The sequence below is a fragment of the Streptomyces longispororuber genome (assembly GCF_014656095.1).
Lineage (GTDB): Bacteria > Actinomycetota > Actinomycetes > Streptomycetales > Streptomycetaceae > Streptomyces > Streptomyces longispororuber.
In genome coordinates, this window is the sequence record NZ_BNBT01000198.1 from 1 (window position 1) to 12,475 (window position 12,475).

Sequence of the window (12,475 nt, forward strand, 5' to 3'; positions counted from 1 at the left end):
CCCGCGGCGGCACGGCCCGGCAGCACCGCGGCGAGCACCGGCGCGAGGCGGGCCTTCGCCCGGTCCGCGCCGCGTCGCACGGGCCGGACCAGGAGCAGCCCCACGAGCATCACGGCGATGCCGGCGAGCGCGTCGAAGAAGTAGTGGTTGGCGGTGCCCATGACGACGATCGTGGTCAGCAGCGGGTAGGCCACCGCCGCCGCCCGCACGAGCGGCGTGCGCCCGTGCCGCCACAGCATCACGCCGCACCACAGGGACCAGCCGACGTGCAGGCTCGGCATCGCCGCGTACTGGTTGGTCATGCCGCCCAGGCCGCGCGGCGCGCTGGCCTGGCCGCCCCACCAGCCCCAGTCGCTGTACTGCGCCATCGTGTCGACGAACCCGTGGCGCGCCTCCAGCAGCCGCGGCGGGCAGGTCGGCATCAGCGAGAAGCCGACCAGGCCGATGAGCGTGGAGACCATCAGCCAGGTGCGGGCGGCCGTGTAGTGCACGGCCCGGCTGCGGAACAGCCAGATCAGGATCAGCGGCGTGACCAGGTAGTGCAGCGACGCGTACCAGAAGTCGGCGGGGACGCCGAGGGAGGCGTGCGCGGTGAACCACCGGTTCAGCGGGTGTTCCAGGTTCAGGTTCAGGGCCTTCTCGGCCTTGAGGATGCCCAGGCCGTGGTCGACGGCCGTCGTGACGTCGCCGCGCGCGAGCAGCCGGCCCGCCGAGTACGCCCCGTACACCAGCAGGATCAGCGGCAGCTCGGTCCACCAGCGCGGGCGCGAACCGGGACCTCCGAACAGCCGATGTCCGGATATGCCGCCGTTGCCGGCGCCCTGTGCCTCGGTCTGCGGCATCCGGTGGGTCCCCCATCTCATTTCACGCGCTGTTCCCGCTCGGTTCTCGCGGCGTCCGGCCGCTGGGTCACTTTACGGCGTGCGCGAGGGCCCACGAGCCGTGCCCCTGGTCGTCTTAGACGCAGAGATCGGCGCGCGGGTTGCGTCCCGGGCGGGTGAGTGATGATGGAGGCAAACAGAAGGGCACATGAGGCGGTGGACCGTCATTTGTCCGCCTTTGTCGCGGCTCATTCGCGGCATAACGCCCGCCCCGGTCCCTCGTCGCCCACCCCCGCACCCCTTGAGGAAGGTCTCCCATGGCACCGCGCATCCTGCTGGCCCGGCACGGACAGACGGAGTGGTCGCTGTCCGGCAAGCACACCGGCAGGACCGACATCCCGCTCCTGGAGGAGGGCAGGCGCGGCGCGAAGCTGCTCGGCGAACGGCTGCACCGCGCGCCCCACGACGGCCTGCCGGAGGTCGAGGTGCGCACCAGCCCGCTGTCCCGCGCGCGGGAGACGTGCGAGCTGGCCGGCTTCGGCGACCGGGCCGCGGAGTGGGACACCCTGATGGAGTTCCACTACGGCGCCTACGAGGGCATGACCCCGGCGGACATCCAGGCCGTCCGCCCCGGCTGGTTCATCTGGCGCGACGGCGTGCCGGACGGCGAGACCCTCGCCGAGGTCTCCGCCCGCGCGGACGAGGTCGTCGCCTGGGCGCGCGAGGCGGACCGGGACGTGCTCGTCTTCGCCCACGGCCACATCCTGCGCGCCATCGGTGCCCGCTGGCTCGGCGAGGACATCGCCTTCGCCTCCCGCATCCGCCTCAACCCGACGTCCCTGTCGGTCCTCGGCTGGGCCTACGGGCAGCCCGCGATCGAGTCGTGGAACGACACCGGGCACCTCGCGGCCTGACCCGGCGGCGCGGTCACACCCGCGCGCGGGACGCGTGGTCCTCCAGGAACGCGTGCACCCCGGCCGTGTGCCGGTGCGGCAGCAGGACCCGCGCGGTGGTGGCGAGCATCCCCTGGATACGGGACGACTGGACCTCGTCGAGGAGCGCGAGGACCCGCTGCCCCGCAGCCGCGGCCTCGTCCGGGCGGCCCGCGCGGGCCAGGTCGTCGGCCAGCTCGGCGGTGTACAGGGCGATGTTGCGGGTGAACTGGGGCGTCCGCGCCACCGCCACGTCCACCGCCCGCTGCGCGTGCCGGGCGGCGCGCTCCCAGTGGCCGAGCGCCGACCAGCACTGCGCCTCCAGGCCCGCCACCTCGGCCGGACCGTAGAACGTCATCCACTCCGGGTCCCGCCCGTCCGGTCCCCGGTCGAACAGGGCGTGCGCCCGGGCCAGCGCCCGCTCGCAGCCCCCGCGGTCGCCGAGCCCCGCCCAGCCGCCCGCCTCGCGCAGCGCGATCAGCGAGAGCAGCCGGTGCGAGCCCAGGTGCCGGGCGGCGCGCGCCGCGGCCTGTGCCGCCCGTACGGCCTCACGCGGCCGCCCGGCGTCGCGCGCGAGGAACGCCGTGTTGCAGAAGGCGTGCGCCTCCAGGCCCGGGTCGCCCGACATCCGCGCCGTCGCCAGGGCCTCCGCGTAGTGCGAGCGGGCGTCGTCGAAGCGGCCCGAGTCGTGCGCGAGCCAGCCCACGGAGATGGCGAGCTCGCCCGCGCCCGTGTACAGCCGGTCCGTGGTGCCCTGCCGGGAGGTGCCCGCGTCGAGCAGGGCGTAGGCGGTGCGCAGCGGGGCGGCGGCCCGTCGGTAGAGCCCGTCGGCTCCGTGCCGGTCGTCGAGCAGCCGGATCCGGCGCACGGCCTCCTCGACCGCGCTCACCTCGGCGTCGCCCGCCCTGCGGGGCCCGGGCACCGCCGCTGCCTCGGCGGCGCCGCCCAGCGGCAGCGTCGCCAGGGAGGCGGCGGCCACCGTGGCCGTTCCGCCGGTCATGAATGCGCGGCGCCGCACGTCGCTCTCCTCGTCGCCGTTGGTCCGTCCGTGGTGCCGGAGCGCGTCCGCCGCGGCCGGGCTCCCCAGGGTGTACGCCGTCGGCGCCTCCGGTTCCGTGCGCGCCCCCCGGCCGCGTACCGCCTCGCGCGGCGCGAAGCCGAGGTCCGTCAGCGTCCGGCCGGGGAACATGTGCAGGAACACCCGTTCGTACGCGTAGTTGGGGCAGCGGATCTCACCCGCCTCGACGCGGCCGACGTAGCGCGCGTCGCAGCTCACCCGCTCGCCGATCTCGCGCGCGGCGCGGCGTACCAAGGCCGCGAACTCGCCCGGCGAGCGCTGTCCGCGCAGTTGCCGGAAGGCGAGGTTCGGCCGTGGTGGCGGGGGCGACGAGGCCCTGGAAGACGACGCCATGCCGGTTCCTCTCGTGGGGGCCGGGGCCCTCTCGTGGGGGACCGTGCCGACGGTCCCGAAGTGAGGTCCGCTGTCCGCCCCTCGCGCTGTCCCGTCGGTCCGGCCGTGTCCTGGCGGGGCAAGAACGTACCCGCTGTGACGGCGGAGTGACGCGGAGTTTGCCTACAAACCGGATATCCCACCCGTGATCTGCCATGAACTGCCATCCTTTGCGGCGGCGTGGCACCGTAGCCGTTTCCGCGTCGGCGCGTTGTACCTGTGCGGAGAGGGAGCGGAGCGGCTTCCGCCCTGGCGAGGAGGGGTTCCCTTGTGGGAGGTCGGCATGGAGAACAGCGAACCCGGCTCACTGACCACGGCGCGGCACCGGCCGAGCCAGGACCGCAGCGCGGGGCCCGGCGGTGCCGAGCCGTGCGGCTCCGCCCACCAGGGCCACCGGCCCCGGACCCTGTACACCGCCCACGCCGCGCACGCCTCGCGCGTCGACCACGAGCACTGCGACCTCGTGACCGTGCCCGCCCGGCAGGGGCTCGAAGCCGTCGACATCCTGCGCCGGGGCGCCGGTGACGAGGCCGTGGGCCCCGTCCTGCACGACGGCACCTGCGACACCCTCGGCTTCCTGGTCCCGCCCGGGACCGCCGCGTGCTGGGACCTGCCGGGGAGCGCCTGTACGCAGACCTTCGGCGGTGGCCGGGCCGGCGCCCAGGGGCCGCCGCCACCGCCGCCGGTGGCGGGTACGGGGTGGCTGGTGCCGCCCGGCAGCACGGACCCGGTCACGGACCCGGCGGTCCTGCGCGCCGCGCTCGGGGAGGCGCGGCGCCTGATCGAGGCCGCGGACAACTGCCGCTGAGCCCTTCCCCACCCACCCGCCCCACCGGCCTCCGGCCTCGTGACCGACCCACCCCCCACCACCGTCACCTGCCGACGCCCCACCGCTCCGCAGCGGATGTCCCCCCCACCCGCCCGCCCCTTCCATCGGCCTGGCGGCCTGGTCCTCAAGCGCCGGACGGGCTGAAACGATCCGCGTCCCGCCGCCGTCGACTGACCGTGCCCCACCGCTCCGCGGCGGATGTTCCCCCGCCCGCCCGCCCCTTTCATCGGCCTGGCGGCCTGGTCCTCAATCGCCGGACGGGCTGGAGTGGCCCGCCGGGCGCCGTCGTCGGCTGCAGGCGATCCACCGCTCCGCGGCGGATGTTCCCCACCCGCCCGCCCTTCCATCGGCCTGGCGGCCTCGTCCTCAAACGCCGGACGGGCTGAATTTGTCGGCCGCGCGCCGTCGTCAACTGCCGGACGCGCGACGACGGTGAGTCGAGGACACCCCAGCCGGTTCGGCCGACGACGGCGAGTCGAGGACACCTCAGTTCGTCCGGCCGACGACGGCGAGACGGGGCACTTTCAGCCCGTCCGGCGTTTGAGGACGAGGCGCGAAGCGCCAATGAGGGGGGAGAGGGGCGGAGCCCCAGACGGAAACGGCGGGGGCGTGGGATCTCCAGTCGGTTCGGCGTCGAGGACGAGGTGCGGAGCGCCGATGGCGCAGGGGAGTCGCAGACGGAGACGGCGAGGCTTCGGGGTTTTCAGCCTGTCCGGCGATTGAGGACGAGGCGCGGAGCGGCGATACGGGGGAGAGGGGCGGAGCCCCAGGCGGGAGGGGCGGGGGCGGCAGTCATCGGGGTGGGGAGGGTGGGGGTGGGGCGGCTCGTGAGGGCACGGGTTCCGTATCCGGCGATAATGAAGGGATGGCGAGGAGCAAACGGGGAGGACGGCAGACGCGAGAGGCACTCGTCGAACAGGTGGACGGCGGCCTCGCCGAACTCCTGCCCGACCGCGACCGCCCCCACGCCTGGACCCTCCTCCTCGACGGCGCCCCCCAGTCGCACGTCGACCTCGCCGACCCCGCCCACCTCGCCTTCGAGTACCAGCGCAGACTCGGCCACGTCGCCGACCTCACCGCCCCGCCCGGCGCCCCCGTGCACGCCCTGCACCTCGGCGGCGGCGCCTTCACCCTCGCCCGCTACATAGCCGCCACCCGCCCCCGCTCCACCCAGCAGGTGGTCGAGCGGGACACCGCCCTCGTCGGCCTGGTGCGCCGCGCGCTGCCGCTCGACCCGCAGGCACGCGTGCGCGTGCGGGGCGCCGACGCCCGCGAGGGGCTCGCGAAGGTGCCCGACGACTGGGCGGACCTCGTCATCGCCGACGTGTTCAGCGGCGCCCGCACCCCCGCGCACCTGACCTCCGTGGAGTTCCTCGACGACGTACGCCGCGTCCTGAAGCCCGGCGGCCACTACGCCGCCAACGTCGCCGACGGGCCCCCGCTGCGCCACCTGCGCGGGCAACTGGCCACCGCCGCCGCCGTCTTCCCCGAGCTCGCGCTGGTCGCCGACCCGGCGGTGCTGCGCGGCAAGCGCTTCGGCAACGCCGTGCTCGTGGCCTCCGCGCACCCCCTGCCCCTCGCCGAACTGACCCGGCGCAGCGCGGGCGACCCGCACCCGGCGCGCGTCGAACACGGCCGCGCCCTGACCGACTTCAGCGGCGGCGCGACCGCCGTCACGGACGCGAGCGCGGTGGCCTCACCCGCGCCCCCGCCCTCGGTGTTCCGCTAGCCGTTCCCCGGCCCGCGACCCACAGCCCGCAGCCCTTCAGTACGTCAGTACGTCAGTACGTCAGTACGTCGTGACGTCCACCCGCGGCGCGCCGTCGTGCCACACGCAGAACACCGACACCCGGTCGGCGCCCGAGGTGAACTCCACGCGGATCCACGCCGGTGCCTTCCACACCAGCATCGACCAGCCCGGCGCGGGCGACGCCGACACCAGCGTCGCCGCGTCCCGCCCGAGGTCGAACACGACCCGGCCGCCGTCGGTGCTGTAGCCCCGCACGTGCCCGGACGACCGGCCGGACCCCCCGGACCGCTCGGGCCGCTCGGGCCGTTCCGGCCGGGCCGAGGGGCCGCGGGACGGCGGCCGCGCCGTGGGCGTCTCCCGCCGCGGCGGCTCGGCGGACTCCCGGGGCCGGGGCGGCGGCGTCGGGCGCGGCGCCGGGCCCGGGCGGTGCGTGGACGACGACACCGGGTCGTCCGCGTGGTCACGCGCGGTGAGCGGGACCGCGCGCGGCGGATCGTAGGCGGTGCCCGCCATCACGGTGTGCACGCCCCACCACGAGAGCGTGACCGCCGCGCCCGTGGCGAGCGACCACGCGCCGGCGCCCAGGAGACCTCTGCGCATCGCCGGCCATAGTGCACCACCGCCCCCGCGGTGGCCAGAAAACGTGCCCCGTGGCGCCATCCGTCGCCGGACATGCCGCCCAAGTCCGGGCCAAAAGTCCCTCCGGGCACCGGTGGCGTCCGCATGGCGTACGGTGCCGCCCATGGCTCGTGTGCTCGTCGTCGAGGACGACCAGTTCGTCCGCTCGGCCCTCATCCGGCACCTCTCCGACGCCTCCCACACCGTACGGAGCGTCGGCACCGCCCTGGAGGCGCTGCGCGAGGTCGCCCACCACTGCTTCGACGTCGTGATCCTCGACCTCGGGCTGCCCGACCTGGACGGGGGCGAGGCGCTGAAGATGCTGCGCGGCGTCACCGACGTACCCGTGATCGTCGCGACCGCCCGGGACGACGAGTCGGAGATCGTCCGGCTCCTGAACGACGGCGCCGACGACTACCTGACCAAGCCGTTCTCCGTCGAGCACCTCTCCGCGCGGATGACCGCCGTGCTGCGCCGCACCCGCGGGTCCGGCGAGGCGCCCGCCAGCCGCGTCCTGCGCGTCGGCGGGCTCGCCGTCGACCCGCTGCGCCGCCGGGCCGAACTGGACGGCACCCCGCTCGACCTGACCCGCCGCGAGTTCGACCTGCTCGCCTTCCTCGCCGGGCGCCCCGGTGTCGTCGTACCGCGCCGGGAGCTGCTCGCCGAGGTGTGGCAGCAGAGCTACGGCGACGACCAGACCATCGACGTCCACCTGTCCTGGCTGCGCCGCAAGCTCGGCGAGACCGCCGCCAACCCCCGCTACCTGCACACCCTGCGGGGCGTCGGCGTGAAGCTGGAGCCGCCGCGGTGACCGCCGCGCACCGGGCCGCGCCGTGAGGTGGGCGCTGGTGAAGGTGTGCCTGGCCGTCACCACGATGGTAGTGGCCGCCTTCGCCGTCCCGCTCGGCCTGGTGATCCAGGAGATGGCCCGCGACCGCGCCTTCTCCAACGCCGAGCGGCACGCCGCCGGCATGGGGCCCACGCTGTCCATCACCACCGACCGCGCCGAGCTCACCCGGGCCGTCGCCACCTCCGAGGCGGGGGGCGAGGGGCGGATGGCCGTGCACGTCCCGGCCGTCGGCACGCACCCCGCGCTGACCATCGGCGAGCGCCGCGCGGACCCGCGCGCCGTCGCCGCGACCCGCGGGCAGGGCCGCGCCCGGACGGTCACCGTCCCCGGCGGCTACGCGCTGCTCCAGCCCTTCGCCGTCGGCTCCGGGGAGATCGCCGTGGTCGAGATCCACGTGCCGGAGCGCGAGGTCAGCAACGGCGTGACCACGGCCTGGCTGGTGCTCGCGGGCGTCGGCGTCGCCCTCGTCATCGGCTCGGTGGCCGTCGCCGACCGCCTCGGCGTCCGCATGGTCCGGCCCGCCCGACGCCTGGTCGGCGCCGCCCGCGACCTCGGCGAGGGCAAGCTCGGTGCCCGCGTCCCGGAGGAGGGGCCCACCGAACTGCGGCTCGCCGCCGTGGCGTTCAACTCCATGGCCGACCAGGTCGTCGGCCTCCTCGCCAACGAGCGGGAGCTGGCCGCCGACCTGTCGCACCGGCTGCGCACCCCGCTGACCGTGCTGCGCCTGAACACCGCCTCGCTCGGCGACGGGCCCGCCGCCGAGCAGACCCGCGCCGCCGTGGAGCAACTGGAGCGCGAGGTCGACACGATCATCCGCACCGCCCGGGACGCCAAGCCCCGCACGGTGGCCGCCGGGCCCGGCGCGGGCTGCGACGCCGCCGGGGTGATCCGCGAGCGGATGGAGTTCTGGTCGGCGCTCGCCGAGGACGAGGGCCGCGAGGCCCGGGTCGCGGGCGTCGAGCGGCCCGTGTGGGTGCCGGTGGCGCGCGCCGACCTGGCCGCCACCCTGGACGCGCTGCTCGGCAACGTCTTCCGGCACACCCCGGAGGGCACCGCCTTCGCCGTGGACGTGCACAGCGGCGACGACGCGGTGATCGTCCTCGTCTCCGACGCCGGGGACGGCATCGCCGACCCCGAGGCGGCCCTCGCCCGGGGCGGTTCCGGGGCGGCGGTCGGCTCCACGGGGCTCGGCCTCGACATCGCGCGCCGCCTGGCCGAGTCGACCGGCGGCGACGTCCGCGTCGGCCGCTCGGTACTCGGGGGTACGGAGATACGGCTGTGGCTCCAGCGCGGCACCGCCCGCCCCTCGGCGGGACGCCGGGCCGCCCGCGCGGTGGTCCGCCGCCGGGGCCGCAGGACACCGGCCCGCTGAACGGCTACCGGGGCCGCAGGCCACCGCCCCCCTGAGCTGCCCCCGGGCCCTTGAACTGCCGCCGGGCCCTTGAACTGCCGCCGACCGCCTGATCTTTAACCGGTCCCCATCCCTTCCTTAAGCCCGCCATAAGGGCCGCTCCGGCGCCCCGGGCCCGGGCTAACGTGCTGCGTGGAGCTGCCCCGCACGGCGTCGGGGCGGCCGCCCGTACCCCCCACGGGAAACGCGTGCCCCGGCCGTCACCCCCCACCGGCCGGGGCGCGCCCGGGGTCAGACCCCGGGCCAGGCCTCGGGCAGGCTCCGCGGCAGCTCCCCGCTCGCCGCGACCTTCGCGTACCAGCGGGCACTGGACTTGGGCGTCCGCTCCTGGGTGTCGTAGTCGACGTACACCAGGCCGAAGCGCTTGCCGTAGCCGTACGCCCACTCGAAGTTGTCCAGGAGCGACCACAGGAAGTACCCGCGGACGTCGGCGCCCTCCAGGAGCGCCTGGTGCACCGCCGCCAGGTGGCCGTGCAGATAGCGCACGCGGTCCGGGTCGTGGACGGCGCCGCCCTCGGGCTTGTCCTCGTACGCGGCGCCGTTCTCCGTCACGTACAGCGGAACCCCGGGCGCCTGGGCGGTGTACTCCATGAGGAGGTCCTTCAGGCCGGTGGGGTCCACCGGCCAGTCCATGGCGGTGAGTTCGCCGGGCGCGCGGTGGAAGGCGACGCGGTCGCCCGCGCCCGGCCAGGGGGAGTGGGCACTGGCGCCGTGCCCGTCGTGGCGTGGACCGCCGGGCCCGTCGGCGGCCGACACGACCGCGGGGGTGTAGTAGTTGACGCCGAGGAAGTCCAGCGGCTGCCGGGTGACGTCCAGGTCGCCGCCGTGCACGAAGGCCCAGTCCGTGACGCCCGCGGTGTCCGCCAGGAGGTCGTCGTCGTACGTCCCGCGCAGCATCGGCCCGGTGAAGACGCGGTTGGCGAGCGCGTCGATCCGGCGCCGGGCGTCGAGGTCGGCGGGCGACGGGGTGAGCGGGCGCACCGCGCTGGGGTTGAGGCTCACGCCGACCCGGGCGCGGGCGGGCAGGGCCGCGCGCAGGGCCTGGACGCCGAGGCCGTGCGCCAGGTTCAGGTGGTGGGCCGCGCGCAGGGCGGCGGCGGGGTCGGTGCGCCCGGGGGCGTGCACGCCCGAGCCGTAGCCCAGGAAGGCGCTGCACCAGGGCTCGTTCAGGGTGGTCCACATCTCCACGCGGTCGCCGAGCGCCCCGGCGACGAGCCCGGCGAACTCCGCGAAGCGGTACGCGGTGTCCCGCTCCGGCCAGCCGCCGCCCGCCGGACCCCCGCCGGGCAGGGCCGACTCCAGCTCCTGCGGCAGGTCCCAGTGGTAGAGGGTGAGCGCGGGCGTGATGCCGTGCGCGAGGAGCTCGTCCACGAGCGCGCGGTAGAAGTCGAGCCCGCGCTGCACGGCGGGCCCGCGCCCGGTGGGCTGCACCCGCGGCCAGGACACCGAGAAGCGGTAGGCGGTCAGGCCCAGCTCCGCGAGGAGGCGGACGTCCTCGCGCCACCGGTGGTAGTGGTCGCAGGCGACGTCCCCGGTGTCGCCGCCGAGCACCTTGCCCGGCGTGTGGCTGAAGGTGTCCCAGATCGACGGGGTCCTGCCGTCCTCCCGGACGCCCCCTTCGATCTGGTACGCGGCGGTCGCGGCCCCCCACAGGAAGCCGGGGGGAAACCGCAGACGGGCATCGGTCATGGAAGCGCTCCCAAGGTGGGTACGGACGGAGGGGCGAACTGTGGGGCGGGGCTCGGGCACGACAAGGGTTACGGGCGGGCGGGTGGGAGAAAACCCCCGCGGAGCGGCGGCACCCAAACCGCTCAGGGCGCCCCCGCCAGGAAAAGGCCGGCTACCCCTTGACGGCCCCCTGCATGATCCCGCCCACGATCTGCTTGCCGAACAGCACGAACGCGACCAGCAGCGGCAGCGTGCCGAGCAGGGCGCCCGCCATGATCACCGACTGGTCGGGGATCTGCCCCCGGCCGAGCCCGGCGAGCGCGACCTGGACGGTCGGTTCGCCGCCCTGCGTGAGCGCGATGATCGGCCAGAAGAAGTCGTTCCAGGCCATCACGAAGGTCAACATGGAGAGCACGGCCATCGCGGGCCGTGCCGCCGGGAAGACGACGTGCCAGATCAGCCTCAGGCTGCCCGCCCCGTCCACCCGCGCCGCCTCGATGATCTCCGTGGGCAGCGCCTCCGCCAGGTACTGGCGCATGAAGAACACCCCGAAGGCGCTGACCAGCGTCGGCAGGATCACCGCCTGCAACTGGTCGGTCCAGCCGAACTCGGCGACCATCATGAACAGCGGTACGACACTGAGCTGCGGCGGCACCATCATCGTGCCGATCACCAGGAGCAGCAGCAGCCCGCGGAAGCGGAACCGCAGCTTGGCGAAGGCGAAGCCGGCGAGAGTGGAGAAGAGCACGGTGCCGACGGTGACCGTGCCCGCCACCACCAGCGTGTTCAGCAGCGCCGTGCCCATGTTGGCGTCGGTCCAGGCGATCTCCAGGTTCTTGAAGAGGTTGCCGCCGAACCAGAAGGGCGGCGGTGTCTGCGCCAGCCGCGTGTTGGTGCGGGAGGCGGCGATCGCCGTCCACACCAGCGGGAAGAGCGAGCCGATGGTGAACAGGGTCAGCACGGCGTACGTCAGCTTCCCGCCGTGCAGGTGCCGCCCGGCGCCGCGCCCCGCCGGGCCGCCCCCGTTCCGCTCCCGGCCGGTCCCGCTCCCGCGCCGCTCCCGGGCGGTCCCGGTCCCCCCGGTGCGCGGCGCGCGCCGGGTCCGTGTCACGTCGGTCATGTCATCCCCTCACGCGCTTCTGTGGATCCACCGGCTGATCGCCCAGTTGACCAGGCCGATCAGGACGAGGAGCAGGAACATGGTCCAGGCGATCGCCGAGGCCCGCCCGAGGTGCTGGTTGAACCAGCCCTGCTCGTACAGGTACAGGCCGAGCGTCTGGAACTGGTGGTCCGAGCCGCCGGTGGGGCTCGCCCCCTGGCTGAACAGCAGCGGCTCGCCGAAGAGCTGCGTCGCCCCGATCGTCGACACCACGCACGTGAACAGGATCGTCGGCCGCAGCGAGGGCACCGTCACATGGCGGAACTGCTGCCAGCGGCTCGCCCCGTCCAGGGCGGCCGACTCGTACAGGTCGTTCGGGATGGCCTGCATCGCGGCGAGGTAGATCAGCGCGTTGTAGCCGGTCCACCGCCAGATCACGATGGCCGACACCGCGAGCTGCGCCGTCCAGTCGCCGTTCTGCCAGTCCACGGCGTCCACCCCGACCAGGCCGAGCGCCCAGTTGATCATCCCGTGGTCGGTGCGGCTGAACATGAGGACGAACACCAGCGTGGCCGCGGCCACGGACGTGGCGTACGGGGTGAGGATCGCGACGCGGAAGAACATGGAGCCGCGCAGCCGGTAGTGGAGCAGATGGGCGAGCCCGAGCGCCATCAGGAGCTGCGGCACGGTCGAGATGAGGCCGATGGTGAAGGTGTTGCGCAGCGCGTTCCAGAAGAACTCGTCGTCCCACAGCCGGGAGAAGTTGCGCAGCCCCACCCACTCCATGTCGGTGGGCGCGCCGAGCTCCACGCGGTGCAGCGAGGCCCACCCGGTGTACAGCAGCGGGAAGAGTCCGAAGGCGACGAAGAACAGGAAGAACGGCGCGACCAGCGCGTACGGGCTGTACTTCACGTCCCAGCGGTACAGCCGGCTGCGCCGGGCCCGGCGGCGCCCCGGCGGCGGCCGCCGCGGCGGCCCGTGCCCCGGCCCCCGCGCGGGGGGCCGCGCCCTCCTCTCCGGCGGAGGGCGCGGCGGCCGGGGTGTCAC

The 12,475-nt window shown here is 74.9% G+C and carries 11 protein-coding genes; 5 read left to right on the plus strand and 6 right to left on the minus strand.

Annotation, left to right across the window (positions count from 1 at the left end; all coding sequences use genetic code 11):
- Positions 1 to 842, minus strand: an 842-nt coding sequence (locus IE330_RS35045; protein ID WP_190140223.1) for a phosphatase PAP2 family protein, incomplete at its 3' end; no start/stop codon positions are given.
- Between the two features lie 296 nt (positions 843 to 1,138).
- On the opposite strand from IE330_RS35045, the gene IE330_RS35050 reads away from it, so the two are divergent.
- Entirely contained in the window at positions 1,139 to 1,735 is a 597-nt protein-coding gene (locus IE330_RS35050) for a histidine phosphatase family protein (RefSeq protein ID WP_190140224.1), read from the plus strand.
- 13 nt (positions 1,736 to 1,748) lie between these two features.
- On the opposite strand, the gene IE330_RS35055 is transcribed toward IE330_RS35050, so the two are convergent.
- Positions 1,749 to 3,164 (minus strand): NsdA family TPR-like regulatory protein, encoded by a 1,416-nt coding sequence (locus IE330_RS35055; protein ID WP_190140225.1) that lies wholly within the window; start codon positions 3,162 to 3,164, stop codon positions 1,749 to 1,751.
- Between the two features lie 445 nt (positions 3,165 to 3,609).
- On the opposite strand from IE330_RS35055, the gene IE330_RS35060 reads away from it, so the two are divergent.
- Entirely contained in the window at positions 3,610 to 4,011 is a 402-nt protein-coding gene (locus IE330_RS35060) for a hypothetical protein (protein ID WP_190140231.1), read from the plus strand.
- A gap of 886 nt (positions 4,012 to 4,897) precedes the next feature.
- Positions 4,898 to 5,761, plus strand: coding sequence for a spermidine synthase (locus tag IE330_RS35065; RefSeq protein WP_190140226.1), 864 nt, complete (start codon positions 4,898 to 4,900; stop codon positions 5,759 to 5,761).
- Positions 5,762 to 5,821: 60 nt separating this feature from the next.
- Here the strand turns inward: IE330_RS35065 and IE330_RS35070 are convergent, their stop codons facing one another.
- The gene (locus tag IE330_RS35070; protein ID WP_190140227.1) at positions 5,822 to 6,382 is read right to left on the minus strand and encodes a hypothetical protein; all 561 of its coding nucleotides are present in this window, start codon (positions 6,380 to 6,382) and stop codon (positions 5,822 to 5,824) included.
- A 142-nt stretch (positions 6,383 to 6,524) separates the two neighbouring features.
- On the opposite strand from IE330_RS35070, the gene IE330_RS35075 reads away from it, so the two are divergent.
- Together IE330_RS35075 and IE330_RS35080 are read left to right on the plus strand one after the other, a co-directional pair.
- The gene (locus tag IE330_RS35075; RefSeq protein ID WP_190140228.1) at positions 6,525 to 7,211 is read left to right on the plus strand and encodes a response regulator transcription factor; all 687 of its coding nucleotides are present in this window, start codon (positions 6,525 to 6,527) and stop codon (positions 7,209 to 7,211) included.
- Between the two features lie 22 nt (positions 7,212 to 7,233).
- The gene (locus IE330_RS35080; RefSeq protein WP_190140229.1) at positions 7,234 to 8,622 is read left to right on the plus strand and encodes a sensor histidine kinase; all 1,389 of its coding nucleotides are present in this window, start codon (positions 7,234 to 7,236) and stop codon (positions 8,620 to 8,622) included.
- A gap of 270 nt (positions 8,623 to 8,892) precedes the next feature.
- On the opposite strand, the gene IE330_RS35085 is transcribed toward IE330_RS35080, so the two are convergent.
- The 3 genes from IE330_RS35085 to IE330_RS35095 form a co-directional block, all read right to left on the minus strand.
- Positions 8,893 to 10,350 (minus strand): GH1 family beta-glucosidase, encoded by a 1,458-nt coding sequence (locus tag IE330_RS35085; protein WP_190140230.1) that lies wholly within the window; start codon positions 10,348 to 10,350, stop codon positions 8,893 to 8,895.
- Positions 10,351 to 10,501: 151 nt separating this feature from the next.
- On the minus strand, positions 10,502 to 11,449 hold the full coding sequence (locus IE330_RS35090; RefSeq protein ID WP_229926143.1) for a carbohydrate ABC transporter permease: 948 nt from the start codon (positions 11,447 to 11,449) through the stop codon (positions 10,502 to 10,504).
- A gap of 9 nt (positions 11,450 to 11,458) precedes the next feature.
- A complete protein-coding gene (locus tag IE330_RS35095; protein ID WP_190140233.1) occupies positions 11,459 to 12,355 on the minus strand; it encodes a carbohydrate ABC transporter permease in 897 nt (298 codons plus the stop codon).
- Between the last annotated feature and the right edge of the window lie 120 nt (positions 12,356 to 12,475).